The organism is Streptomyces sp. NPDC101194 (assembly GCF_044767885.1).
Lineage (GTDB): Bacteria > Actinomycetota > Actinomycetes > Streptomycetales > Streptomycetaceae > Streptomyces.
Map to the genome: position 1 here is coordinate 865,354 of NZ_JBIWOS010000001.1, position 24,848 is coordinate 890,201.

At 71.7% G+C, this 24,848-nt stretch carries 24 protein-coding genes, 1 other RNA gene and 1 pseudogene; 14 read left to right on the forward strand and 12 right to left on the reverse strand.

All coding sequences use genetic code 11. The features are described 5' to 3' along the window. Positions 1–21: 21 nt before the first annotated feature. Entirely contained in the window at positions 22–1,452 is a 1,431-nt protein-coding gene (locus ACIRP2_RS03800; protein WP_404246197.1) for an MFS transporter, read from the forward strand. Positions 1,453–1,508: 56 nt separating this feature from the next. Here the strand turns inward: ACIRP2_RS03800 and ACIRP2_RS03805 are convergent, their stop codons facing one another. The 4 genes from ACIRP2_RS03805 to ACIRP2_RS03820 are packed head-to-tail and all read right to left on the reverse strand — an operon-like array spanning position 1,509 to position 5,060. Next, complete coding sequence (locus ACIRP2_RS03805) at positions 1,509–2,141, reverse strand: response regulator (RefSeq protein WP_404247155.1); 633 nt, start codon at positions 2,139–2,141, stop codon at positions 1,509–1,511. Positions 2,142–2,146: 5 nt separating this feature from the next. Next, positions 2,147–3,379 carry a sensor histidine kinase gene (locus tag ACIRP2_RS03810; RefSeq protein ID WP_404246200.1) on the reverse strand — a complete coding sequence of 411 codons (1,233 nt, stop codon included), beginning with the start codon at positions 3,377–3,379 and terminating at the stop codon, positions 2,147–2,149. Positions 3,380–3,390: 11 nt separating this feature from the next. Then, positions 3,391–4,110: an ABC transporter permease gene (locus ACIRP2_RS03815; protein ID WP_404246202.1), complete on the reverse strand. Its 720-nt coding sequence runs from the start codon at positions 4,108–4,110 to the stop codon at positions 3,391–3,393. Continuing rightward, on the reverse strand, positions 4,110–5,060 hold the full coding sequence (locus tag ACIRP2_RS03820; RefSeq protein ID WP_404246204.1) for an ABC transporter ATP-binding protein: 951 nt from the start codon (positions 5,058–5,060) through the stop codon (positions 4,110–4,112). Before ACIRP2_RS03820 ends, ACIRP2_RS03815 begins: the two co-directional genes overlap by 1 nt. Before the next feature lie 271 nt (positions 5,061–5,331). Here ACIRP2_RS03820 and ACIRP2_RS03825 point away from each other — a divergent pair, with 271 nt between their 5' ends. Genes ACIRP2_RS03825 through ACIRP2_RS03835 form a run of 3 tightly spaced genes read left to right on the forward strand, consistent with a single transcriptional unit; the run spans position 5,332 to position 8,316 of the window. Beyond that, positions 5,332–6,204 carry a MaoC/PaaZ C-terminal domain-containing protein gene (locus ACIRP2_RS03825; RefSeq protein WP_404246206.1) on the forward strand — a complete coding sequence of 291 codons (873 nt, stop codon included), beginning with the start codon at positions 5,332–5,334 and terminating at the stop codon, positions 6,202–6,204. A 43-nt stretch (positions 6,205–6,247) separates the two neighbouring features. Beyond that, positions 6,248–7,324 (forward strand): Zn-dependent alcohol dehydrogenase, encoded by a 1,077-nt coding sequence (locus ACIRP2_RS03830; protein WP_404246208.1) that lies wholly within the window; start codon positions 6,248–6,250, stop codon positions 7,322–7,324. Between the two features lie 50 nt (positions 7,325–7,374). Beyond that, on the forward strand, positions 7,375–8,316 hold the full coding sequence (locus tag ACIRP2_RS03835; protein WP_404246210.1) for a 3-oxoacyl-ACP reductase: 942 nt from the start codon (positions 7,375–7,377) through the stop codon (positions 8,314–8,316). A 77-nt stretch (positions 8,317–8,393) separates the two neighbouring features. On the opposite strand, the gene ACIRP2_RS03840 is transcribed toward ACIRP2_RS03835, so the two are convergent. Further along, positions 8,394–8,567, reverse strand: a complete 174-nt coding sequence (locus ACIRP2_RS03840) for a hypothetical protein (RefSeq protein ID WP_404246212.1) — start codon at positions 8,565–8,567, stop codon at positions 8,394–8,396. A gap of 113 nt (positions 8,568–8,680) precedes the next feature. After that, a complete protein-coding gene (locus tag ACIRP2_RS03845) occupies positions 8,681–10,039 on the reverse strand; it encodes a hypothetical protein (protein WP_404246214.1) in 1,359 nt (452 codons plus the stop codon). A 194-nt stretch (positions 10,040–10,233) separates the two neighbouring features. Here ACIRP2_RS03845 and ACIRP2_RS03850 point away from each other — a divergent pair, with 194 nt between their 5' ends. From ACIRP2_RS03850 to ACIRP2_RS03865, 4 genes are all read left to right on the forward strand, one after another. After that, positions 10,234–11,277 (forward strand): ABC transporter substrate-binding protein, encoded by a 1,044-nt coding sequence (locus ACIRP2_RS03850; protein ID WP_404246216.1) that lies wholly within the window; start codon positions 10,234–10,236, stop codon positions 11,275–11,277. A 221-nt stretch (positions 11,278–11,498) separates the two neighbouring features. Further along, on the forward strand, positions 11,499–12,341 hold the full coding sequence (locus ACIRP2_RS03855; protein ID WP_404246219.1) for a Nif3-like dinuclear metal center hexameric protein: 843 nt from the start codon (positions 11,499–11,501) through the stop codon (positions 12,339–12,341). Further along, positions 12,338–13,081 (forward strand): zinc ribbon domain-containing protein, encoded by a 744-nt coding sequence (locus ACIRP2_RS03860; RefSeq protein WP_404247157.1) that lies wholly within the window; start codon positions 12,338–12,340, stop codon positions 13,079–13,081. The genes ACIRP2_RS03855 and ACIRP2_RS03860 overlap by 4 nt, the downstream gene beginning before the upstream one ends. Continuing rightward, positions 13,081–14,367, forward strand: coding sequence for a bifunctional RNase H/acid phosphatase (locus ACIRP2_RS03865; RefSeq protein WP_404246221.1), 1,287 nt, complete (start codon positions 13,081–13,083; stop codon positions 14,365–14,367). Before ACIRP2_RS03860 ends, ACIRP2_RS03865 begins: the two co-directional genes overlap by 1 nt. Positions 14,368–14,445: 78 nt before the next feature. On the opposite strand, the gene eda is transcribed toward ACIRP2_RS03865, so the two are convergent. After that, positions 14,446–15,066, reverse strand: coding sequence for a bifunctional 4-hydroxy-2-oxoglutarate aldolase/2-dehydro-3-deoxy-phosphogluconate aldolase (eda, locus tag ACIRP2_RS03870; RefSeq protein WP_404246223.1), 621 nt, complete (start codon positions 15,064–15,066; stop codon positions 14,446–14,448). A 73-nt stretch (positions 15,067–15,139) separates the two neighbouring features. Continuing rightward, complete coding sequence (gene yaaA, locus ACIRP2_RS03875) at positions 15,140–15,940, reverse strand: peroxide stress protein YaaA (protein ID WP_404246225.1); 801 nt, start codon at positions 15,938–15,940, stop codon at positions 15,140–15,142. A gap of 134 nt (positions 15,941–16,074) precedes the next feature. On the opposite strand from yaaA, the gene ACIRP2_RS03880 reads away from it, so the two are divergent. Then, on the forward strand, positions 16,075–17,517 hold the full coding sequence (locus ACIRP2_RS03880) for an RNB domain-containing ribonuclease (protein WP_404246227.1): 1,443 nt from the start codon (positions 16,075–16,077) through the stop codon (positions 17,515–17,517). Here ACIRP2_RS03880 and ACIRP2_RS03885 read toward each other — a convergent pair. Together ACIRP2_RS03885 and ACIRP2_RS03890 are read right to left on the reverse strand one after the other, a co-directional pair. Further along, positions 17,462–18,325 (reverse strand): hypothetical protein, encoded by an 864-nt coding sequence (locus ACIRP2_RS03885; protein WP_404246229.1) that lies wholly within the window; start codon positions 18,323–18,325, stop codon positions 17,462–17,464. The two genes, ACIRP2_RS03880 and ACIRP2_RS03885, sit on opposite strands and share 56 nt — an antisense overlap. After that, positions 18,322–19,065 carry a MerR family transcriptional regulator gene (locus tag ACIRP2_RS03890; RefSeq protein ID WP_404246231.1) on the reverse strand — a complete coding sequence of 248 codons (744 nt, stop codon included), beginning with the start codon at positions 19,063–19,065 and terminating at the stop codon, positions 18,322–18,324. The genes ACIRP2_RS03885 and ACIRP2_RS03890 overlap by 4 nt, the downstream gene beginning before the upstream one ends. Before the next feature lie 179 nt (positions 19,066–19,244). Here ACIRP2_RS03890 and ACIRP2_RS03895 point away from each other — a divergent pair, with 179 nt between their 5' ends. Together ACIRP2_RS03895 and rnpB are read left to right on the forward strand one after the other, a co-directional pair. Continuing rightward, on the forward strand, positions 19,245–19,814 hold the full coding sequence (locus tag ACIRP2_RS03895) for a Uma2 family endonuclease (RefSeq protein WP_404247159.1): 570 nt from the start codon (positions 19,245–19,247) through the stop codon (positions 19,812–19,814). A 52-nt stretch (positions 19,815–19,866) separates the two neighbouring features. Continuing rightward, positions 19,867–20,268: RNase P RNA component class A (gene rnpB / locus ACIRP2_RS03900), an RNA gene on the forward strand. A gap of 107 nt (positions 20,269–20,375) precedes the next feature. On the opposite strand, the gene ACIRP2_RS03905 is transcribed toward rnpB, so the two are convergent. Beyond that, positions 20,376–21,530 carry a glutathione-independent formaldehyde dehydrogenase gene (locus ACIRP2_RS03905; RefSeq protein WP_404246233.1) on the reverse strand — a complete coding sequence of 385 codons (1,155 nt, stop codon included), beginning with the start codon at positions 21,528–21,530 and terminating at the stop codon, positions 20,376–20,378. 432 nt (positions 21,531–21,962) lie between these two features. On the opposite strand from ACIRP2_RS03905, the gene ACIRP2_RS03910 reads away from it, so the two are divergent. From ACIRP2_RS03910 to ACIRP2_RS03920, 3 genes and pseudogenes are all read left to right on the forward strand, one after another. Then, positions 21,963–22,853, forward strand: coding sequence for a metallophosphoesterase family protein (locus tag ACIRP2_RS03910; protein WP_404246235.1), 891 nt, complete (start codon positions 21,963–21,965; stop codon positions 22,851–22,853). 43 nt (positions 22,854–22,896) lie between these two features. Further along, positions 22,897–22,998, forward strand: a pseudogene (locus tag ACIRP2_RS03915) (glycosyltransferase family 2 protein); the annotation flags it as partial. Positions 22,999–23,262: 264 nt separating this feature from the next. Continuing rightward, positions 23,263–24,075 (forward strand): class I SAM-dependent methyltransferase, encoded by an 813-nt coding sequence (locus ACIRP2_RS03920; RefSeq protein WP_404246237.1) that lies wholly within the window; start codon positions 23,263–23,265, stop codon positions 24,073–24,075. A 15-nt stretch (positions 24,076–24,090) separates the two neighbouring features. Here the strand turns inward: ACIRP2_RS03920 and ACIRP2_RS03925 are convergent, their stop codons facing one another. Further along, positions 24,091–24,753 (reverse strand): ScbR family autoregulator-binding transcription factor, encoded by a 663-nt coding sequence (locus tag ACIRP2_RS03925; RefSeq protein WP_404246239.1) that lies wholly within the window; start codon positions 24,751–24,753, stop codon positions 24,091–24,093. Between the last annotated feature and the right edge of the window lie 95 nt (positions 24,754–24,848).

Genomic DNA, 24,848 nt, shown 5'->3' on the forward strand with positions numbered 1-24,848 from the left:
GGCCCCGGTACGGCTGCGAGGATGACCGGCATGGTTGACGTCACGACCCCCGCACCCCGGCTGCACCGACCCGGGCCCCGCACCTGGGCGGCGGTGCTCGCCGCCTGTACCGGCCAGTTCCTCGTCGTGCTCGACGTGTCCGTCGTCAATGTCGCCCTGCCGTCCATGCGCTCCGACCTCGGGATGAGCGCGACGGGACTGCAGTGGGTGCTCAACGCCTACTCGATCGCGTTCGCCGGATTCATGCTCCTCGGCGGACGGGCCGCCGACATATACGGGCGCAAGCGGATGTTCCTCATAGGCCTCGGGCTGTTCACCGCGGCCTCCCTGGGCGGCGGACTCGCCCAGGAGGGCTGGCAGTTGCTGGCCGCCCGTGCCGCGCAGGGGCTCGGTGCCGCCGTGCTCGCCCCCGCCACCCTCACCCTGCTCACCGCCGCCGTCCCCGAGGGCCCGGCCCGGACGAAGGCGATCGGCACCTGGATGGCCGTCGGTGCGGGCGGCGGCGCGGCGGGCGGGCTGATCGGCGGAGCGCTCACCGATCTGCTCTCCTGGCGGTGGGTGCTGCTGATCAATGTGCCGATCGGTGTACTCGTCCTGGCCGGTGCCGCCCTCTGGCTCGCCGAGGGACGGGCGGGCGAGCGGAGGCGGATCGACCTCCTGGGCGCGGTCCTCGTCACGGTGGGCCTCGCCTCCGTCGCGTACGGCATCGTGCAGACCGAGGAGTCGGGCTGGGCCGCCGCCGCGACCCTGGTGCCGCTGCTCGGCGGGGTGGCCGTGCTCATCGCCTTCGTGGCGGTGGAGGCCGGGACGGCCGAGCCGCTGATGCCGCTCAGGGTGCTCGGTGCGCGGGCGGTGACCTCGGCGAACGCGGCGATGTTCGTGATCGGCTCCGCGACGTTCTCCATGTGGTACTTCATGACGGTGTACGCCCAGACCGTGCTGGGCTACACCCCGCTGGAGGCCGGACTCGCCCTGATGCCCACGTCGTTGGCCGTCGTGCTCGGATCGAAGTGCGCGCCCCGCGTCATGGCCCGGGTCGGTGCGAAGAACCTGGCGCTCATCGGTACGGCCTCGGCCGCCGCGGGCTTCGGCTGGCAGTCCACGATGGGGGCCGACGGCTCCTATCTCACCTCGGTCTGTCTGCCGGGCGTCCTGATGATGGCCGGTGCCGGCCTGGCGTCCACCCCGCTCGCCTCGCTGGCCATCACGGGCGCGGCCCCCGGTGAATCCGGTCTGGTCTCCGGCCTCGTCAACACCTCCCGCACGATGGGCGGTGCGCTCGGTCTCGCCGCGCTCTCCACCGTCGCCGCGGCACGCACCGCGGGTGGCACCGGGCCGGCGGAACTCACCGCCGGGTACGCGCTGGCGTTCCGCACGGCCGGCACGGTGCTGCTGGGCGGGCTGCTGCTGATGGCGCTCTGGCTGCCGCGCCACCGGTCCGCTCCGCACTGACCCGGACGGAGCCGTCCGGCCCCGCTCCTCAACCCACCCCCCATGTGCCGGTCGGTCTAAAGCCACCCCTGCTGCCGCGCCGCGCGCACCGCCTCCATCCGGTTGCGCGTCCCCGTCTTGCCGATCGCCGACGACAGATAGTTCCGCACCGTCGACTCGGACAGATGCAGCTTCGCCGCGATGTCGGCGACCGCCGCCCCGTCCACCGAGGCGTTCAGCGCGTCCCGCTCCCGCGCGGTCAGCGGGTTGGGACCGGCGCTGAGCGCGGCGGCGGCCAGCGCCGGGTCGATGACCGTCTCGCCCCTCAGCACCCGGCGGATCGCGTCGGCGAGCTCCTCGACCGGTCCGTCCTTGACCAGGAACCCCGCCGCCCCGGCCTCCATCGCGCGGCGCAGATAGCCGGGGCGGCCGAACGTGGTGAGGATCAGCACCCGGCAGTCCGGCACCTCCTCGCGCAGATCGGCGGCGGCGTCCAGACCGCTGCGGCCGGGGAGCTCGATGTCCAGGAGCGCCACATCGGGGCGGGAGAGCAGGGCGGCGTCCACGATCTCGTCCCCTGCCGCCACCTGGGCCACCACCTCGATGTCCGGCTCCAGCCCGAGCAGCAGCGCGAGCGCGCCGCGCATCATCCCCTGGTCCTCGGCGAGGAGGACGCGTACGGACGTGGTCGGACGGTGATCCTGCGGCATCTCGTTCACGGGCCCAGCGTATGGCTCGGGGTGCGTCCGGCGGCCGGATTCCCGTCCGCCGGGTCCGGCCCGTCCACCGGCAGTTGGGCGGTGAGCACGAAGCCGCGCCCCGGCCCCGGGCCGGCCTCCAGAAAGCCGCCCGCCGCGGCGAGGCGCTCGTTCAGACCGGTCAGTCCGGTGCCGCCGATGCCGGGTGTGGCCGGTGCCTCGGGGTCCGGTCCGTAGCCGTCGTCCGTGACCGTGAGCCGGACCCGTCCGGGTGTGCCGTCGACCACGAACGTGCAGGTGGTGGCGCGGGAGTGACGTACGACATTGGTGACGGCCTCCCGCACCACCCAGCCCAGCAGCGCTTCCGCCTGCGGGGCGAGCGGCGGTCCGGAGCGGCGGAGCACCGGTTCGATCCCGGCGGCGGCCAGCGCGGAGCGGGCCCGGTCCAGTTCGGTGGCGAGGCTCCCCTCGCGGTAGCCGGTGACGGCCTCACGGATCTCGGTGAGCGCCTGGCGGCCGACGGACTCGATGTCCGCGACCTGGAGGAGTGCCGCATCCATGTCGCGCGGTGCCAGTCGGCGCGCGGCCTCCGACTTGACCACGATCACGGAGAGCGTGTGTCCCAGCAGATCGTGCAGATCGCGGGAGAACCGCAGACGCTCCTTCTCGACGGCGGTGCGGGCCAGTTCCTGCCGGGTCGCGCGCAGTTCCATCACGGTCTCCGCGAGGGTGAGGATCGCGGCGGTCACGGCGCCGGAGATGAAGGTGCCGTACCCGATGGTCCACGGGGTGGAGCCGCCGTCCCCGCGCCACACGGCGGTGATCGTGGCCGCCACGGAGAGCGAGAGCAGACCGGCGGCCAGCCGCCGGTTGCGCAGTATGGTGCCGCAGGCCAGCGAGAGCAGCGGGAAGAACAGCAGCCAGCTTCCGCCGTAGCCGATCGCGAGCCCGAACGTGACCACGGCCATCGCCGCGAGCAGCCGGTACGACACCGGGCTCTCGCGCTTCTTCTTGTCGAAGCCGCGGAACACCACGGATATGTAGAGCGAGTTGAAGACGAACAGCCCGACACCGCCGAGCCAGGGGTTGGGCGCCTCGCCCTGGAAGAGGTTGGAGAAGGCGCCCATGCCCATCAGCAGCCAGGGCAGCAGGGTGTACGGCCCGGGCGGGCCCGGACGCCGGTTCTCACATCGCTGTGCGCGCCGTTCCCGATGCGTACTTGTCCACCGATCCGTCCGGTTCCTGGCCATGTCCACTCCTGTCAGACGGTCCTGGCGGACCGACGGTACGAGATCACGGCGTACGTACCGAACAGCAGGAGCCACGCGCAGAGCACGGTGATCGTGCCGGTGCCGGGCGCGTGTCCGTCGGTGGTCGCCCAGCCCAGGTCGGCGAACCGGTTGGCGGGGGTGAACCGGCCGATCGAACGCAGCCATCCGGGCAGCAGTTCCAGGGGGAACCACAGCCCGCCGGCGATCGCGAAGCCCATCAGGCAGGCCATGTTGACGACCCCGGTGCCCTGCGGAGTGAGCCGGTAGCCGTTGCCGAGACCGAGCAGGGTGAAGGGGAGCGCCCCGATCCACAGCAGCAGCGTCAGGGCGGTCCACTGCCAGGCGGACAGCCGTACCCCGTTGACCAGTCCGCCGGCCAGCAGCACCGTGAGGATCGTCGGCAGTACGGTCACCGAACCGCTGATCGCCCGGCCCACGACCGCGTGCGAAGGGGCGAGCGGAGTGACCCGCAGCTGCTGCAGCCAGCCGAGGGTCCTGTCGGAGGCGACCCCCGTACCGATCGACATGGCGGAACCCAGTGCTCCGTACGCGGCCATGCCGACCATCGAGGCCGTCTTCCAGCCATCGTCGGCGCCACCGCCGATGTTGGTGAAGAGCAGGTACATCATCACCGGCATCCCGGTCCCGAAGATCAGGAAGAAGCCGTCACGCAGGGTCCGGCGGACCTCCAGCACGATGTAGCGGAACATCACGCGATCTCCTTCTCGGTGTCGGTCGGGGCCGCCCCGGCGGCCGGTGCGGTGAGGGAGAGGAAGGCGTCCTCCAGCGTGGCCCGGGAGACCTGGAGGCCGCGGATCAGGCCGAGGCGGGCCAGCTCCACGACGGTGGCGTCCGAGTCGTCCGTGTGCAGCAGCGCCCGGTCCCCGGTCACCTCGACGGTGACGACGCCGGGGAGCAGTTCCAGGCCCTCGGTCGGCCGGCCCGCCAGGTCGAAGGAGACGAGGCTGCTGCCGGCCGAGCCCCTGATCGCGTCGCCGTTCCCGTCCGCGACGATCCGGCCCCGGTCGATGACGACGATCCGGTCGGCGTTCTCGTCGGCCTCCTCCAGATAGTGGGTGGAGAACAGGACGGTGTTGCCGCGCCGGGCGTAGGCCCGCATCGACTCCCAGAACGTCCGGCGCGCCTCCACGTCCAGGGCGGCGGTCGGCTCGTCCAGGACGATCAGCTCCGGGTTGCCGGCCAGCGCGACGGCGAATCGGACGCGCTGGGTCTGGCCACCCGAGAGCTTGTCGACGCGCCGGTCCGCGTACTCGGTGACGCCCGCCAGGGAGAGCGCCTCGGCCACCGGCATCGGCCGCGGGTAGGTCGAGGCGACGAAGGTGATCAGTTCGCGGACGGTGACCCGCTGGATGGGCCGCCCGTCCTGGAGCATGGCGCCGACCAGCCCGGCCCGGACCGCCTGCTCGGCGGTCCGGCCCAGCACCCGCACACTGCCGGAATCCGGCTCGTCCAGCCCCAGCAGGAGGGCGATGGTGGTGGACTTGCCCGCGCCGTTGCGGCCGAGCAGGGCGACGGTCTCGCCGCGGCCGATGGACAGGTCGATCCCGTCCACGGCCCGTACGGTCCGGCCCGCCCGGCCGAAGGTCTTGACCGCCCCGGTGAGGACCACCGCGGCCTGACTCCCCGTTGTCTGATTCATGGCCACGACGCTATGGAACGGGGCCCGGGGCCCGGCAGGGGTGTGCGTACGGACTTCGCGATGACATTTGTCATGGGTGGGCGGCGCCAACGGATCTGACGCAGCGTCAGCAGTGGTCTTCACAACTGCTGGGCGCTGCGTTATACATGGGGTCACCGGCTAGAACGCGTTCTAGAACGGGGCGTGGCGGCCGGTCCCGCACGACCTCGGTGCGGCCGACGGTGCGGACGGCCGCGCCGAGGTCTTCCCACCATCAAGGAGCGGCTTCCCCATGCCCATCGATGCCGAAAAGGCTGTCGCCGCCGAACCGCGGTCCACCCGGATCAGCTGGGACCACAAGGACGTGCAGCTCTACCACCTGGGGATCGGCGCCGGAGCCGATCCCGGCCGGGCCGACCCGGCCACCGACCCCGGTGAACTGCGCTACACCCTGGAGTCACGGCTCCAGGTGCTGCCCTCCTTCGCCACCGTCGCGGGGGCGGGCGCGGGTGTCGTCGGCGGGCTCTCCTCACCCGGTGTGGACGTCGACCTGGCCGCCGTCCTGCACGGCGGGCAGTCCGTACGCGTGCACCGGCCGATCCCCGTGAAGGGCACCGCCGTACAGACCTCGAAGGTCGCCGCGGTGTACGACAAGGGCAAGGCGGCCGTACTGGTGCTGCGTACCGAAGCCGCCGACGGCGAGGGCCCGTTGTGGACGAACGACGCCCAGATCTTCGTCCGGGGCGAGGGCGGCTTCGGCGGCGATCGCGGACCGTCCGAACGGGCCGCGAGTCCCGAGGCCGCGCCCGACCATGTGGTGGAGCGGCCGATCCGGCCCGACCAGGCGCTGCTGTACCGGCTGTCCGGGGACTGGAACCCGCTGCACGCCGACCCCGAGTTCGCCCGGCTGGCCGGCTTCGACCGGCCGATCCTGCACGGGCTGTGCACCTACGGAATGACACTGAAGGCCGTCACCGACACGGTGCTCGGCGGCGACGTGACCCGTATCCGCTCCTACCGCACGCGTTTCGTCGGGGTCGTCTTCCCCGGCGAGACCCTCCGCATCCGGATGTGGACCGGCGAGGACCGCGTCCGGGTCGAGGTGCGGGCCGCCGAGCGGGACGACGCCCCGGTCCTCGGCGACACCTTCGTCGAACACTCCTGAACCAACTCCAAGAGGTCCACGGACCCACGAGGGGAGCCGCACCATGCGCGCAGCCGTACTGCACGAGATCGGTCAGGACAAACTGGAGGTCCTCGACGACGTCGAGGCGGTGGGCTTCGGCCCCGGCAAGGTGAGGCTCCGCATCCGGGCCACCGGACTGTGCCACTCCGATGTCTCCGCGATGAACGGGGTGCTGCCGCAGCCCGCCCCCTTCATCCCGGGCCACGAGGGCGCGGGCGAGGTCGTCGACGTCGGCGACGGCGTCACCGGGCTGAGCGCGGGGGACCGGGTGCTGGTCTGCTGGCTGCCCGCCTGCGGGGCGTGCCCGTCCTGCAAGCGCGGCCAGACGCACCTCTGCCTGGCCGGTTTCATGAACGCAGGCACCCCCAACTTCAAGCGCCCCGGGGGAGATGTCTTCGGCTTCGCGGGCACCGGCACCTTCACCGAGGAGGTCGTGGTCGGCGCGGGCTGCGCGGTGCCGATCCCCGACGACGTGCCGTTCGAGATCGCCGCACTGATCGGCTGCGGGGTGACGACGGGGCTGGGAGCGGCGATCAACACCGCACAGGTGGAGACGGGTTCGTCGGTCGCGGTCATCGGCTGCGGAGGAGTGGGCATCTCCACGATCCAGGGCGCCAGGGTGCGGGGCGCCGCCCAGATCGTGGCCGTGGACCCGGTGGCCTCCCGGCGCGAGGCGGCGCTGCGGTTCGGCGCGACCGAGGCCGTGTCCCCGGACGAACTCACCGACGCCAAGCAGCGGATCACCGCGGGCGAGGGCTTCGACTACGTCTTCGAGGTCGTCGGCAAGTCCGCCACCGCCCGCACGGCGTACGAGAACACCCGGCGCGGTGGCACCCTCTGCATCGTCGGCGCGGGCGCGATGGACGACAACTTCCAGGCCAACATGTTCGAGCTGTTCTTCGACGAGAAGCGGATCCTGCCCTCCATGTACGGGGGAGGGGACGTGCTCCGGTCGTACGAACGGGCCATTGCGCTCTGGCGGGCCGGCCGGATCGACCTGGAATCGATGATCACCCACCGGGTGCGGCTCGACGGCATCAACGACGCCCTCGACCAGATGAGGACCGGCGAGTCGCTGCGCACCTGCGTCGAACTCTGATCCCGCCCTGCTCCCTCCTTGTTCCCAGTTGAGAGGACTCCGAGATTCCGATGTCACTTCCCCTGGACGGCATGTCCGCGATCGTCACGGGCGCGGGCCGCGGCCTCGGACGCGCCGAGGCACTGGAACTGGCGGGGCTCGGCGCGTCCGTCGTCGTCAACGACTACGGGCAGCCGGGCCGCGACGGCTCGGGCGAGGCGTCGGCGACCCCGGCCGAGGAGGTCGCCGAGGAGATCCGGGCGGCGGGCGGGCGGGCGGTCGCGCACCTGGGCGACGTCTCCGACCACGACCAGGCACGCGCCCTGGTGGAGCTTGCCGTCGACACCTACGGAAAGCTCGACATCCTGGTCAACAACGCCGGGATCCTGCGCGACCGGATGATCTTCTCCATGACCGAGGACGAATGGGACTCCGTCATCCGGGTCCACCTCAAAGGGCACTTCAACACCACGCACTTCGCCGCGTCCCACTGGCGCGCCCGCTCCAAGGAGTCCGGCGGCCCGGTCTACGGCCGGATCGTCAACACCTCCTCGGAGGCGTTCCTGGCCGGATCGGCGGGCCAGCCGAACTACGCGGCGGCCAAGGGCGGCATCGTCGGCCTCACCACCTCCACGGCCCTGGCCCTGGCCAAGTACGGCGTCACCGCCAACGTCATCTGCCCGCGGGCCCGTACCCGGATGACCGAGGACGTCTTCGCGGGCTTCCAGGAACCGGCGGACGGCCGGCTCGACGCGCTCGCCCCCGAGCACGTCTCACCGCTGGTCGGCTATCTGGCCTCCCCGGCGGCGGCCAAGGTCAACGGGCAGCTGCTCGTCGTGCACGGCGGGATGGTCGCGATCGTCGAACGCCCCAGGGTGGCGGCCAAGTTCGACTCGTCGAAGGAGACGTTCTCCTTCGACGAGCTGGACGAGCTGATCTCCCCCCACTACGAGGACCGGCCGCCGAACGAGACCTTCGCCGCGGCCGAGGTGCTCGGCCTGAAGCGGGGCTGACCGGCACGGGCACGGGTGGGCCCCGGCAGCCGTCCGGCTGCCGGGGCCCACCCGTCCCTCGTTGATGTTCCGCGCGGTCAGGCCGCCCGGCCGTCCCCCTCGGAGAGGCGCCGGTGGCGGCCGTGCGGCTGTGCCGACGCGTCCTCCGCCGACACACCCCCTCGGTGCTTTCCGGAGCCGCCGGCTTCGGCCCGTTCCGCGTCCGCCACCGGCGGATGCGTCTGGGTCGTGTCGGTTCGGGCTTCAGACATGTGGGAAGTCACCCCGTTGTGATCGCTTACGTGTGTGTCACCAGGGCCGATCACGCCACCGCGACACGGCACGGTCGCCGTCGGCGACGGCTGCGTGGCCCAGGCCCAGGATTCTAGAGTGTCCACCGATTCGGGGACGGTGCCCGCCCCCCTGGATCGCCGACCGCTCCGGCGGGCGCCGTGCGTCCTGTGAGAGGCGCCTGCGCCAGTGGAACCGGCCTGCACACAGGAAGAGTCCCAGCGGCGGCGGACGGTTGCATACCGCTTTCCCCGCCCGCCTCCTTCGCCGGTTCCGCGCCGTGTTCCCCTTCCTCCGGCGCCTCCAGCAGCGCCACCCCGCACGCCACGTTCTCGTTGGCGTACGGAAGTCTGAGCACGCCGTCCCGGGTCCACACCCCGCGACCGGCCTGCCACCCCTCGGGTGCGGCGAGTTGATGCAGTCGGCGCCCCCTGGGACGCCACACCCCGACCCAGCTGCCCCCCGTCCCGTCGATCCGCAGCGCCACCGCGCAGCTCTCCGGCATCAGGGTCTGCCCCGGCTGGACGGCGAACGGCGTCACCGCGACATCCGCCGGGCTCAGGCACTCCGGGAACCGCACCGGCAGACAGCTGCCCAGCACCCCCCATCCGAGCCGGTCGTGCCCCGGCGCGTCCGAGCGGATCAGCAGCAGCCCGCTGTCCGCGTCGGCCAGCAGCAGCCGGTCGTTGCTGTCCGGTGCGATCTGCAGCAGCGGTGTCGTCCCGCCGCCCCGCTCCAGGTCCACGGCGACCGCCTTGACCGGACCGCCGCCCGGCATCTCCCGGTCCAGGGCCAGCATCCGTCCCGCCCGGTCCAGCCAGATCCCGCCGGAGCAGAACCCCGGCACTTCCGCGACCCGCTCGGGGCCGAGGGCGCCGCCCGCCACCAGCCAGACGGTGGTCGAGTGCGCGCCGACGGACAGCGCGTACGCGCTCGCGCCGTCCGGTGACGGCGGCAACAGGGTCAGATCCGCGCATCCGACCGCGCCGAGGGGCAGTTCACCGGTACCGGGACCGGTCGGATAGAGCAGCGAGAAGGCATGCCGGTCCGCGACCCGGCGCCGGATCAGCACCCGTCCGTCGGTCAGCGGCAGTACTTCGGAGTCCGGCTCCTCCGGCTGGTCCAGGGGAAGCGGTACCGCGTACGGCTCGTGCCCGTCGAGGGTCCAGCGCTCCACGAACCATGCCCGGGTGGCCTCGTCGGACGGCTCCGTGGCGACATCGCGCAGGGCGAGCCGGGCCGCGTACGAACCGTCGGCGGCGATCGTGAACGAGGCCGGGGCGGGGGCTGCCCCGCAGGGCGTGGCGGATCCGCCCCACGTACCGGGGGCGGCGGCCTGCTCGTGCGAGATCTCCGCCCCGCCGGTCGCGACCGGCTCGTCGTCCGCCGGGGACGTCTCCCCGGCAGCCCCGGCCGGTCCCCCGGTCCCGTTCTCGATGGCACAGGCAGTCATGGACTGGTCACCTCCGGCAACCGAAGCTAGTTTTCGCACTTCCTGCCGAACAACGCGAGACCTGTCTCTTCACACATAAGGGTGGTGATGGCTGGATTCGCCTGAGCGGGAGGGGGTGCCTGTGCTCGCCGCGAAGCGGGTGACTAAGGTTAGGCATTCCTAAGCAAGCTGTGTGATCTCGACTGGAGCAAGTGATGTCCCTTCGTCGCCGCGGTACTGCCGCAGTCGGCCTGGCGGTGGCCGCCGCCCTTTCCCTCTCGGCCTGCGGCAGCGACGACGGGGGCTCGGCCGGCTCGGCCAAGTCCGAGGGCGGCGGTGACAAGAAGGCGGCCGTCGCGACGGGCGGCAAGGACTTCGGTGACGCCGCGAAGAAGACGGCGGGGTACGGGACGGACGCCAAGGCGGGCCAGTTCCCCCGGACCCTCACCCACGCCATGGGCACGACCGAGATCAAGTCCGCTCCCAAGCGCGTCGTCGTGCTGGACGTCGGCGAGTTCGACAACGTGGTCTCGCTGGGCGTCAAGCCGGTGGGCTACGCCCCCTCCGAGGGGGACGCGGCCATTCCCTCGTACCTGAAGAAGGACGCGGGCAACCCCAAGAACGTCGGCACGATCAACAACCTCAACCTGGAGGCGATCGCCGGCCTGAAGCCCGACCTGATCCTCGGCAGCCAGCTGCGCGCCGCGGACAAGTACGACGCCCTCTCCAAGATCGCGCCGACCGTGTTCTCCATCCGTCCGGGCTTCACCTGGAAGGAGAACTACCTCCTCAACGCGGCGGCGCTGGACAAGACCGCCAAGGCGAAGAGCGAGCTCGCCGACTACGAGGCGAAGGCCGAGAAGCTCGGCGAGGACATCGGCCCGGACAAGCCGACCATCTCCATGGTCCGCTACCTGCCGGACCGGATCCGGCTCTACGCCAAGGCGTCCTTCATCGGCACGATCCTCGAGGACGTCGGTCTGCCGCGGCCCAAGAACCAGCAGATCGACGACCTCGCCGCGGAGATCAGCCCGGAGAAGATCGACGAGGCCGACGCCGACTGGATCTTCACCGGCGTCTACGGGGACGTGAAGGCCACCAAGCGCGACACCACCCAGTCCAACCCGCTGTGGAAGAACCTCAAGGCGGTCAAGGAAGGCCGGGCCAAGGACGTCTCCGACGAGACCTGGTATCTCGGACTCGGTGTCACGGCGGCGAATCTCGTCCTCGACGACCTCCGCGCCGACCTCGTGAAGTAGCGATTTCCCCGTTTCCGTCGTCGGGCCGCCCGTCGGCCGCACGACCCCGGGCACGCACGCGCGCGGCCCCCGGCGCCCCCGCTCACGGCGCCGGGGGCCGCGCGGTCGTCCTCCGGGCCGCCGCGGCCTCCCGCCGGACGGGCCCGGCGGGCCCCCGGCCCGTCCGCACGGGTCGCCGAGGCCATGGGCGGCGGGGCACGGAGGGCAGGTAGCCTTTCCTTGTGCCCCGTCTGTCTGAAGTCCTCGCCGAGCTCGACGCTCTCTGGCCGCCCGAGCGGGCCGAAGGATGGGACGCGGTCGGCACCGTCTGCGGAGACCCCGGTTCCGAGGTCGACCGTGTGCTCTTCGCCGTCGACCCCGTCCAGGAGATCGTCGACGAGGCGCTCAGGCTCGGCGCCCAGCTGATCGTCACCCACCATCCGCTCTATCTGCGGGGTACGACGACGGTCGCGGCCGACACCTTCAAGGGCCGGGTCGTGCACACCCTCATCAAGCACGACGTCGCGCTGCACGTCGCCCACACCAACGCCGACACCGCCGATCCGGGTGTCTCCGACGCCCTCGCCGGCGCGCTCGACCTGCGCGTGGAGGGCCCCCTCGTACCGGACCCGGCCGATCCCGGGGGCCGTCGCGGCCTCGGCCGGATCTGTGTGCTCGACCACCCCGAGAGCCTGGCCGACTTCGCCGCCCGCGCGGCGGCGCGGCTGCCCGCCACCGCGCAGGGCATCCGGCTCGCGGGCGACCCGACCGCGACGGTGCGCACCGTCGCGGTGAGCGGCGGCTCCGGCGACAGCCTCTTCGACGCGGTGCGCGCGGCGGGCGTGGACGCCTTCCTCACCGCCGACCTGCGCCACCACCCGGCCTCCGAAGCCATCCAGCACTCCCCGCTCGGCCTGATCGACGCCGCGCACTGGGCCACCGAATGGCCCTGGTGCGAACAGGCCGCGGCGCAGCTCGACGCGATTTCCGACCGCCATGGATGGGGCCTTCGGGTCCATGTCTCGAAGCAGGTCACCGACCCCTGGACCACCACCACCCACCACTCTTCTGGAGCCCCCAACTGAACGCCGCGCCCGCCGACCAGATCCGACTCCTCGACGTCCAGGCCCTCGACGTACGTCTGTCGCAGCTTGCGCACCGGCGCAAGTCGCTGCCCGAGCACACCGAGATCGAGACGCTCACGAGCGACCTCGCGCAACTGCGTGACCTGCTGGTCGCCTCGCAGACCGAGGAGAGCGACACCGCCCGCGAGCAGACGAAGGCGGAGCAGGACGTGGACCAGGTGCGCCAGCGCGCCACCCGCGACCAGCAGCGCCTCGACTCGGGCGCGGTCACCTCCCCGAAGGACCTGGAGAGCCTCCAGCGCGAGATCGCCTCGCTGGCCAAGCGGCAGGGCGACCTGGAGGACGTGGTCCTCGAAGTGATGGAGCGCCGCGAGTCCGCCCAGGAGCGCGTCGCCGAACTGTCCGACCGGGTCTCCGCCGTCCAGGCCAAGACCGACGACGCGACCGCCCGCCGCGACGCCGCGACCAAGGAGCTCGACGCGGAGGCCGCGACCGTCACCAAGGAGCGCGAGCTCGTCGCCGGTTCCGTCCCCGCGGACCTGCTGAAGCTGTACGACAAACTCCGCGTCCAGCAGGGCGGGGTCGGTGCCGCCCGCCTCTACCAGCGCCGCTGCGAGGGCTGCCGTCTCGAACTGAACATCACCGAGGTCAACGATGTGAAGGCGGCCTCCCCGGACACCGTCCTGCGCTGCGAGAACTGCCGCCGCATCCTGGTCCGTACGGCGGAGTCGGGCCTGTAATGACCCAGCCGCGCCAGCTCGTCGTCGAGGCCGACGGCGGATCCCGGGGCAATCCCGGGCCCGCCGGTTACGGAGCGGTCGTCATCGACCCGGTGACGGGGGAGACCCTTGCCGAGGCCGCCGAGTACATCGGCGTCGCGACGAACAACGTCGCCGAGTACAAGGGCCTCATCGCGGGCCTGAAGGCGGCGAAGGCACTGGTGCCGGACGCCTCGGCGGACGATGCGCCGCGGGTGCGGGTGCGGGTGCGGATGGACTCCAAGCTGGTCGTGGAGCAGATGTCGGGCCGCTGGAAGATCAAGCACCCCGACATGAAGCCGCTCGCGGCGGAGGCCGCCAGGATCCTGCCGGCCTCCGTCGTCACGTACGAGTGGATCCCGCGCGAGCAGAACAAGCACGCGGACCGGCTGGCCAACGAGGCGATGGACGCCGGCAGGCGCGGCAGGCAGTGGGAGCCGTCGTCATCGACGGCCGCCCTCGACACCCCGCGGCCCACGACGACCGCCGAGCTGCCGCCCGTCTCCGGCCCGCCCGGTGACGCGGCGGCGGGTGCGGCCAGGGCCCGTGCGGCACTGTCCGCCCGCCCGGGAGCCGGAACGGCGGCGGAACCGGCCGCGGCGCCGTCCGCCCCGCGGCTCGGCTGGGGTGCGGCGCCCGATCTCGGGGCGCCCGCCACCTTCGTACTGCTCCGGCACGGCGAGACGGCCCTCACTCCTGAGAAGCGGTTCTCCGGCAGTGGCGGCGGCGACCCCGAACTCTCGGAGACCGGCCGCCGCCAGGCGGAACTCGTCGCGGGGGCGCTGGCCGCCCGGGGCACGATCGAGGAGATCGTCAGCTCCCCTCTGCGCCGCTGCCGCGAGACGGCGGCCGCGGTGGCGGCCCGGCTCGGTCTGGAGGTCCGGATCGAGGACGGCCTGCGCGAGACGGACTTCGGCGCCTGGGAGGGGCTGACGTTCGCCGAGGTGCGTGAGCGCCACGGCGCCGACCTGGACGCCTGGCTCGGCTCCGCGAAGGCGGCCCCCACCGGCGGTGGCGAGAGCTTCGCCGAGGTCACCCGTCGCGTCGCCGCCACCCGTGACCGCCTCACCGCACGCTACGCGGGCCGCACGGTCCTCCTGGTCACCCATGTGACGCCGATCAAGACCCTGGTCCGGCTGGCGCTCGGCGCCCCGCCGGAAGCCATGTTCCGGATGGAACTCTCGGCTGCGTCGGTGTCCGCGGTGGCGTACTACGCGGACGGGAACACGTCGCTCAGGCTGCTGAACGACACGTCGCATCTGAGGTAGGAGGCAGGGGGCGCGGCAGCGGGCGTCCGCAACCGGCGCCGCGCCGGGAGCCGGCCGTCGTGCCCGCGCCCGCCCCCGTCAGCCGCGCAGCGCCGCCGCCTCGCTCGCCAGCCGTTCCACCCGGGCCCAGTCCTTCGCCGCCACCGCGTCCGCCGGGATCATCCAGCTGCCGCCCACGCAGCCGACGTTGGGAAGCTCCAGATAGGACGGTGCCGAGGCGGGCGAGATGCCGCCCGTCGGACAGAACCGGGCCTGCGGCAGTGGTGAGGAGAGCGCCTTCAGATACGCCGTGCCGCCCGCCGCCTCGGCGGGGAAGAACTTCATCTCGGTGATCCCGCGCTCCAGCAGCGCGACCACCTCGGACGTCGTGGACACGCCCGGCAGGAACGGCACCCCCGACGCCTTCATCGCTTCCAGCAGCGCGTCCGTCCAGCCGGGGCTGACCAGGAACCGGGCCCCCGCGGCGACGGTGTCGGAGACGTTCGACACGGAGATCACCGTGCCGGCGCCGACCACCGCGTCCGGCACCTCGGCCGCGATGGCCCTGATCGCCTCCAGGGCCGCGGCGGTGCGCAGCGTCACCTCGATGGCCGGGAGTCCACCCGCGACCAGGGCCCTGGCGAGAGGCACCGCGTCGGCGGCGTCCTCCAGGACGACAACGGGGACGACGGGGGCAAGGTCCAGCGCAGAGGAGGTCATGCGCCCCATCTTGCGCGCCCGCAGCATCGTACGCAACGAGCGTTGCGCATGCTGCAATGCATGGACTCCCGGATCAGTGGATCTCGGTGACCACGACATCGAGCGACCACGCCCGCCCGGCCCGCGCGGGAGCCTCCGCCTCCACCGTGTATCCGAGTTCCCGCAAGGTCTCCACCAGCTCCGCGGGCCCCTTCGGTCGTGCGCCCGCCACCAGCAGATCGCGGACCAACCGCCCCTTCGTCGCCTTGTTGAAGTGGCTGACCACGGACCGCTTCTCGACCCCGTCCACCATCTGGGAGTGCAGAACGCGCACACTCGCCGTGCGCTCTGCGACCTCACCCTTCGGCTTCCATGCCGCGGTGTACGCGGACGACCGCAGGTCCAGAACGAGCCCGTCCCCCGCCGCCTCCGGCAGGACCTGCGCCATCGGGCCGCGCCAGTACGCCCCGAGCGCCCCGAGCCCCGGCAGCTTCACGCCCATCGAGCAGCGGTACGAAGGAATCCGGTCGCCCACCCGCACGGCGCCCCACAGTCCGGAGAAGACCAGCAACGACCTGCCGGCCCGTCGGCGGGCCGCCGCGTCCAGGGAGGCCAGGTCCAGGGCGTCGTACAGCACCCCTGTGTAGATCTCGCCGGCCGGACGCGTCCCCGCCGTCCGCAGTTCGACGTTCTTCGCGATCTCGCCGCGCAGCCCCTCGCTCAGCCCGAGCACCCCACGGGCCTTCTCCTCGTCCGCCGCGCACAGCTCGACCAGTTCGTCGAGGACCGCGGCCCGTGCCGCGGCCAGACCCGGCAGCGACAACGACTCCGGCTTCAGGGGTGCTCCGCGCCCCGACGCGGCCTTTCCTTCGGAGGGCGGCAACAGCACGAGCACGGCGGTTCTCCTTCTTGCGGACAGGCGGGCGGGCCGCGGAGGCCCGCGCCCAGCGTACGGGGGCGCCCGGGGCCGGCCGGAGCCTGTCCGGCACCCGGGATGCCGCCCCGGCCGACCCGCCATACGCTCGATCCATGCCCCGCCGCCATCTCCACATGACCGGGCCGGCCGACACCCCGCTGAGGGCGGCCCTGCGCAAGCTGCGCACCGAACTCGAACTGCCCCACGGCTTCCCGCCCGACGTCCTCGCCGAGGCGGCGCAGGCAGCGGTGGCCCCGGCGGTCTCGGGCCACCGGGACGCGACGGACCTGCCGCTCTTCACCGTCGACCCGCCCACATCGGCCGACCTCGACCAGGCCGTGCATCTCGAACGCCGCCGTCACGGCTTCCGCGTGCACTACGCCATCGCCGATGTCGCCGCCTTCGTACGCCCGGGTGGCGCACTCGATGCCGAGGCCCACCGCAGGGTGACGACCCTCTACTTCCCCGACGGCAAGATCCCCCTCCACCCCACCTCGCTCTCCGAGGGCGCCGCCAGCCTCCTTCCCGGGCGGACCCGCCCCGCCGCGCTCTGGCAGATCGACCTCGACGCCGAGGGCGCCGTCGTCGCCGCCTCGGTGCACCGGGCCCTCGTCCGCAGCCGCGCGAAGCTCGACTACGCGGGCGTCCAGCGGCAGATCGACACGGGTACCGCCGAGGAGCCCGTGGCGCTGCTCCGGGACATCGGACGGCTCCGCGAGGAGCAGGAGGTCGCCCGCGGCGGCATCTCCCTCAACGTGCCCGAGCAGGAGGTCGTCGCCCACGACGGCGCATACGGCCTGGAATACCGCGCTCCGCTGCCCGCCGACGGCTGGAACGCCCAGATCTCCCTGCTGACCGGCATGGCCGCCGCCCACCTCATGGCGGAGACCGGAACCGGCGTCCTGCGCACCCTGCCGGTCGCGCCGGACGGCGCCGTGGCCCGGCTGCGCCGCTCGGCCGAGGCGCTGCACATCGACTGGCCGCACCACGTCCCGTACGCGCAGGTCGTCCGCTCCCTCGACCCGAGGAGGGCCGACCACGCCGCGTTCCTCCAGGAATGCACCACACTGCTGCGTGGGGCCGGCTACACCACCTTCGAACACGGTGAACTCCCCACCCCCGCCGTCCACGCCGCGGTCGCCGACCTCTACACCCACTGCACCGCCCCGCTGCGCCGCCTGGTCGACCGGTACGCGGCCGAGCTGTGCCTCGCCGCGGTCGCGGAACACGACCCGCCCGAATGGGTCCTCGCCGCCCTGCCCGGCCTGCCGAAGGAGATGGCGGACGGCACCAGGCGCGCCAACACGGTGGAGCGCGAGTGCGTCGACGTGGTCGAGGCCGCGCTGCTCAGGGACCGGATCGGCGAGGTCTTCGACGCGTACGTGGTCGACGTGCTGGACCAGGAGCCCACCACGGGCACCGTCCACATCGACGTCCCGGCCGTCGTCGCCCGGATCGAGGGCGGCACGGAGAAGCTTCCGCTGGGGGAGCGGCTGCGGGTCAGGCTCGCCCAGGCGGATCCTGGCACCGCGAAGGTTCTCTTCGCCCCCGTGTGAGCGCGGCCACGGCGGCGCCCGGGTCATCCGCATGGAACCGCACCGTCCGCGCCCACCCGCGCTTCCCGAGCGGCCGGACGAACTCCACCGGGGACCCCAGCTCCACGGTCACCGTCGTCTGACCGCCCACGACGAGGTCGAGCACCCCGTCCGTCTCCGTCCGCACCGGTCCGCCCTCGGGGTATCTCCGCTCGACCCGCGCACCCGCCACCGCGCCGGCGGGAACCCGCAGGTCGAACAAGCCCCCGTACCGAACGCGCAGCGCGCCGTCGGCGTCCACGACATGCGGCCGGGTCACACACGCGGCGTGGAAGGCGAGAACCAGGAGCACCCCGTACACATCGAGTACGAGCAGTACCGCGTGCACGACCGGCCACGGGACCAGCAGCGCCAGCATCACCGTCTCGACCACGGCGACGAAGGCCAGGCCGTACAGCATCGCGGTCTGCGGCCCGGTGTACGGGACGGCGAGGGCGCCCCGCGGCACACCGTGCCGCCGCCGCAGCACCCACAGCCCGAGACTGTGCAGGCCGCGCACCTCGTGCGCGACGAGACGGCGTGCCTTGTCGGGTACGACGGCACGGAGCGCCGCTCCCATCGCCTCCCGCCGTCCTGCACCGGCCCGCCGCCCGGCCCGCCAGAGCCGCCACAGGGCGATGGCCTCGAACCCGAGCACGCCGATCACCAGGGCCTCGGCCCCGAGCAGAACCGCCACCGGAACCCGGACGCCCGCCAGCAGACAGCCGACCAGAGCCAGTTCGACGGCCGGTACGGCCCCCACGGCATACCGTGCAATGCGCACACTCATTCTTTTCCCCTCTCCGCCACACGCGCCGCCAGGGCCGCCATCACCCGGCGCACCACCTCGGCCTGGGCGGGCGCGTACTCGTTGAGCAGCGCCTCGCCGAACCCCTCCGTGACCGGCCCGTCGGAGGGGATCGCCGCCAGCACCTCGTCCGGCACGGCGGCGGTCAGATCGGCGGCGAGCGGTGCGATCCGGGGGTCGTCCACGGGCGCCCCGACCAGCGCGTCCAGCCGCTCGTACAGCGCGTTCGCGGCCGGGTGCTCGGCCAGCGGCCTCAGCGCGGCGTAGACCTCGCTGCCGATACCCACCGTGTCCAGGAGCGCCAGGTGCTCGCGGTCCTTGGCGGCCGCCGGGGAGCCGGTGGTCGCGGCCGCACCCAGCAGTTCTGCCAGCGCGGGCGAAACGGGCTCCTCGGCGCTCACCGGTCCGTCCAGCAGCCGGGCCAGCCGACGCCGCCGCTCCCGGATCTCGCCCTCCTGCCGGGCCAGGTCGGCATCCAACTCGACGATCACGTCGACGAGTTCACGCCCGGAGTCGTCCGCGAGGACGTCCCGTACCTCGTCCAGTCCGAGCCCGAGCTCGGTGAGACGCCGGATCCGGGCCAGCACCACGGCGTCACGCACGCCGTAGGCGCGATAGCCATTGGGTCGGCGGGCGGGCTCGGGAAGCAGCCCGATGTGGTGGTAGTGCCGGATCGCCCGCGAGGTGACCCCGACGAGCGCGGCGATCTCTCCGATGCGCATGAGTCCAGTAGAAACGTTGACGCAACGGCAGGGTCAAGTACTCACCGCACCCGTCCGCATCTGACAACTCCGCACCCTCCTGTGCCACGATCGAAGGAAGTACTCCCCTCTCACGGACGGCTGATCCACTGATGTCCCAATCTGGCGAGCGACCGAGGAAGGGGCGTGACATGACTGCCATGCCGCACGAACCGCTCACGCAGGCGGACGTCCTGCTGGAGGGCTTCCTGGCGCTGGATACGCCGGAGGGCTTCCGGGCCGAGCTGATCGAGGGGGAGATTGTCGTGACGCCGCCGCCGGACGGGGACCACGAGGACTGCATCGGCCTGATCCTGGAGCAAGTGATCACCCGTGCCCGCACCAAGATGCAGTTTTCCGGGAACAAGGGGCTGAAACTGAAAAGCGGTGGACGCTGCCCCAGGAACCACGTCATCCCCGATGGCACCTTCGCCCCCACCGAGCTGCGTCTGTACCGGGGAGCGGACCCCTGGATGCCGTGCGAGGGAGTGGCCCTCGTCGTCGAGGTCACCTCGTCCAAGCTCCGGGCCGGCCGCACGGACAAGCGGCACTGCTACGCCCGCGGACCCATCCCCCTGTACCTGCTGGTCGACCGCGAGGAGTCCTCGGTGACGCTCTTCAGCGACCCGGAAGGGGACGACTACCGTCAGCACTGCACGATCCCGTTCGGCAAGTCGCTCACCCTTCCGGCCCCCTTGGCCTTCGACCTGGAGACCGAGGCGTTCATCTGAGCGCCCCGTCCGGCGGCTGCCGCCAGGCGGGTAGCATGGTCGGCACGGCAGACGAGCCGGGCGGACGGCCGCGTGGGGATCCTCGGATCTCCCCGAGGAACGTCCGGGCTCCACAGGGCAGGGTGATGGCTAACGGCCACCCGGGGTGACCCGCGGGACAGTGCCACAGAAAACAGACCGCCGGGGATCTCGGTCCTCGGTAAGGGTGAAACGGTGGTGTAAGAGACCACCAGCGCCTGAGGTGACTCAGGCGGCTAGGTAAACCCCACCCGGAGCAAGGTCAAGAGGGACCGTCGCGAGACGGTCCTGCGCGAATGTTCGAGGGCTGCCCGCCCGAGTTCGCGGGTAGACCGCACGAGGCCGGCAGCAATGCCGGTCCTAGATGGATGGCCGTCTCCCCGGCCGCCGCGAGGCGACCGGGCGACAGAACCCGGCGTACAGCCCGACTCGTCTGCCGTCCCGACCTGTCACAGGTCGGGACGGACTTTTCGTTGGGGGAACGCCGGCGGGCTCCTTCGCGCTCGCCCCCGGGCTCCGGCCCGAAGGGCGAGCGGCCCGGGTTCAGCCGGTGCCGTCGGGGTGGAGGACGACCTTGGTCCAGCCGTCGTCCCGGGCGTCGAAGTGCCGGTAACCGTCGGGGGCCTGGTCCAGCGGCAGCTCGTGGGAGACGATCCACGAAGGCTTCGCCTTGCCCTGCTCGATCAACGCGCACAGCCGGCGGTTGTAGGCCTTGACGTTCGCCTGCCCCGTGCCCATGGACTGGCCCTTGAACCAGTACAGGCCGTAGTCGAAGGCGACCTCGCCGTCCTCCTTGTAGAGCTTGTCCGGACTGCCGGGATCATGGGGCAGGAAGACACCCACGACCCCGATGGTTCCGGTGAACTTCACCGAGTGCACCAGGTTGTTCAGCGTCAGATTCGGGTGCTCGCGCCCCTGCGGGTCGTGAGCCTGGTAGCCCACGCACTCGCACCCGCGGTCCGCGCCCAGCCCGTTGGTGTGCTCGTTGATCTGGTCGACCGGTGAGACCTCGGAGTCGTCGATGGGGATCGCGCCGATCTCCTCGGCCAGACGCAGCCGGTCGGGATGACGGTCCACCACCATCACCTTCGCGGCACTCTTGAGGGTCGCCGACAGCGCCGCCATCAGGCCGACGGGGCCGGCACCGTAGATGACGACGGTCTCACCCGGCTGCACCCCGGCGAGTTCGGTGCAGTGCCAGCCGGTCGGGAAGATGTCGGACAGCATCACGTAATCGGTCTGCTTCTCCCGGGCCTCTTCCGGGAGCACCAGGCAATTGGAGTCGCCGTACGGGACCCGCAGGAACTCCGCCTGACCACCGCTGTACGGGCCCATCCCCGCGAAGCCGTACGCGGCACCGGCCATCTTGGGATCCGCGGGCGTGGTCAGACAGAACGCCGTCAGTCCCCTGTCGCAGTTGCGGCAGAACCCGCAACTGATGTTGAACGGAAGGCAGACAAGGTCCCCCACCCTGACCCGGTCCACACCGTCGCCGACCTCGACGACCTCACCCATGTTCTCGTGGCCCAGGACACGCCCCGTCTCCATGTCCGTACGCCCTTCGTACATGTGCAGGTCCGACCCGCAGATGTTCGTCGAAGTGATCCTCACCAGCACATCCGTCGGCCGCTCGATCCTCGCGTCCGGCACGTCCTTCACACTCACCGAATGCGGACCCTCGTACACCAGCGCCTTCATGAGTGACCCTCCTTCTGTTCGGCGTTCCGGATCTCGATCGAGGGGATTCACGGCCTGTGATCTCTGTACCTGCGCGGTACCGGCACGAACTCTCGGAGAAAACCTCGTCGAAAGAGATCGAAAGAAGTGGAGGCGGCGAGAAGCATCACCGTGAGCCTCACATCGGTACCGGCCGACCCGGTTCCGCCGACTCGCCGGTCGCAGCCTGGAGGCATGGCCCTGCCGGGCAACCCCTTCAAGCGTCCCACCGGGGCACTGCATGTCAACCGGGGAACGGCGAGGAGCATGTGGCCGCACCCGCCACGTCGTCGTGCAGGAAACACCTGAGACACAGGCGCGACAGCCGAACAAGGGGTGATGTGCCGGGCCGCTTCATGGGGCACGATCTTGTTCAGGCGTTCCTACGGGACGGCCCTCAGGGAAAGGTTCTCCATGACCGATCGTGCCAATGGGAAACGCGGGTCTCTGCTGGCGGTGAGCGACCTTCACGTCGGGGTCACGGACAACCGTCCCATCACCGAGTCCCTGCGGCCGGAATCGGACGAGGACTGGCTCATCGTCGCCGGTGATGTCGCGGAGCGGGTCGAGGACGTGGAATGGGCGCTGAGGCTGCTCGCGGGCCGGTACGCGCAGGTGATCTGGACCCCCGGGAACCATGAGTTGTGGACGACCAACCGTGACCGCGTGCAGTTGCGGGGCCAGGAACGGTACGAGCATCTGGTCGAGTTGTGCCGGGGACTCGGGGTGGCCACTCCGGAGGACCCCTACCTGCTGTGGCCGGGCCCCGAGGGGCCGGTGGCCGTCGCGCCCGTGTTCGTGCTGTACGACTACAGCTTCCGGGCCCCGGGCACGACGACCAAGGAGGAGTCCCTGGCGTACGCGCACGGGACGGGGGTGGTGTGCACCGACGAGTTCCTGCTGCACCCCGACCCGTACCCGAGCCGTGATGCCTGGTGCCGGGCGCGGGTGGCCGAGACGGAGCGGCGCCTGGCCGCACACGATCCGGAGGTTCCGCTGGTCGTCGCCGGCCACTGGCCCCTGGTCCGCCGACCGATGGACGTCCTGACGTATCCCGAGTTCGCCCAGTGGTGCGGCACCGAGCTCACCGCCGACTGGCACCGGCGCTTCAATGTGGCAGCCATGGTCTACGGACATCTGCACATCCCCCGTACGACCTGGTACGACGGGGTGCGCTTCGAGGAGGTCTCCATCGGCTACCCCAGGGAGTGGCGCCAACGGGGCCACCCCAGGGGACTGCTGCGGCGGATCCTCCCGTACGACGAGGCCGTCACCGCGCCGGATCCGGCCGGGCGGGCGACGTGACCCGGCCGTGGGCCGTGACCTCCCGGGGCCCGGCGGACCGTAGGGGTTCGGCGAGGGTATGCGGACGTCCTGCGGCCCGCGCAGGGCGATGAAGTGGCGCACGGTGTGGCGTATGACTCGGCTGGGGCGTCCGCCGATCCTCTGAGTGGCCGGTCCGGCGCCGCGCTCCCCTGCCCGAAGGGCTGTCTGCGCGACGAGCGCACCTCGCCGCGACCGGTGACCGCCCGGCCGCCTCGCCGGGAACGGTCGACGGCTGCCTCACCGGCACCGGCACCGGCCTGGACAGGGCGATGCGTGGTTCAGGCACCCTGTCGTCGCGGTGTCATGCCGCGCGGTCCTTCACCGGGGCGCGGCCCATGGTGAGTGGGTAGGGTGACCCGGCTGCCGATCGACGAGCCGAGGGGCACCCGTGACCTCAGAAGAACACCGCGACACCCGCAGGACGGTCTTCGGCGAGGTGGCCGAGGCGTACGACGCCGGCCGCTCCGGTTACGCGGAGCCGATGGCCGCCGAGGTCCTCGCGTACGCGGACCTGGGGAACCGCGGGGCAGTGGAGGTCGGCGCGGGCACCGGCAAGGCCACGGTGCCGTTCGCAGCACGGGGGGTTCCGCTGGTGTGCGTCGAACCCGATGCGCGCATGGCCGAGGTGCTGCGCCGCAACACCGCCGGACATCCGAACGTCCGGATCGAGGTCGGCGACTTCGAGCAGTGGCAACCGGGCGGTCGGCGCCACGGGTTGCTGTTCGCCGCCTCGGCCTGGAACTGGCTGGACCGCGAGCGCCGCTGGGACCTGGTGCACGCCGCTCTCGCACCCGGCGGGGCGACGGCGCTGATCTTCGGCCCGCACGGAATCCATGACGCGGGGCTGCGCGCCGCGCTGGCGGACATCGGTGCCCGCCACGGTGTGAAGGGTTCCCCGCACCGGTTCCTGGCCCGTGACCTCTCGGGCGGCGAGCCGGGGAGCTGGGACCGGCGCTGGCCGGAGGCGGAATGCCGCCGCGACGGCCGCTTCACCGAGTTGCGTTCGGTCCGGTTCGGGCGGGATCTGCGGTACGGAACCGAGCGGTACCTCCGCCATCTGAACTCGCTCTCCGCCTATCGCGGGCTGCCCGCCGAGAGCCGGGCACAGGCGCTGGAGGAGATCGGCCGACTGCTCGACGCGCACGGCGGCGGCATCGACGTGCACCAGGTCACCGACATCTTCCTCGCCCGCGCCCGCTGACCCGGCTCCGCTCCGTCAGCCCGGTGCGCCGGCCTGGCTGGGAACCGACCCCATGGTGCTGATCAGACGCTCGCCCCGGTCCTCGGCCATGTCGAGCGTGGCCAGCACCGCCGGGGTCGAGATGCTCGGCAGCACGTAGTGCAGCAGGACCGAGATCCTTCGGCCCAAGTCCTCGCGCTTGCAGAGGGCTTGGGACATCACCTGAATGCCCGAGAAGGAGCCGGCCAGCATTTCGGCGGTCTCGCGTGGTTTGACGTGCGGCAGGAGCTCGCCCTGGTTTCCCGCGGCGGTCAGCAGATTTTCGAGCCGGTCTATCCAGGCACGGAACGGGGTGCCCCGGTCGAGCCCCTCCACCGCCTGGTCCATGGCCAGTCCGACGCTGGCGCGGACCAGCGGCTCATGACGGAGCCGGTGGGCGAGCAGCATGCCCTGATCGACCAATTCCTGAAGCTTCGTCAGCTGAGGGGGGAGCGGATCACTGTCCAGTTGTACATCCATCACCCCGAGAGCCAGGTCTTCCTTCGAAGTGAAATGGAAGTAGAGCGCACCCTTGGTGACACCCGCGCGCGCGAGGATCTCGCTGATGGTGGCGCTGCTGTAGCCGCGTTCATCGAAAACGGCGGCGGCCGCCACCAGGATCGACCGTCGAGTCTGGATCGCGCGCGCCTGCTGTGCCATCAGCTACGAGTCTCTCTCAGTCGTGGCGTGGTCAGCACCACTGGGATATGGCTGGATAGGAAAACCGGACTGTCAGTATCTTACTGCGGGGGCTG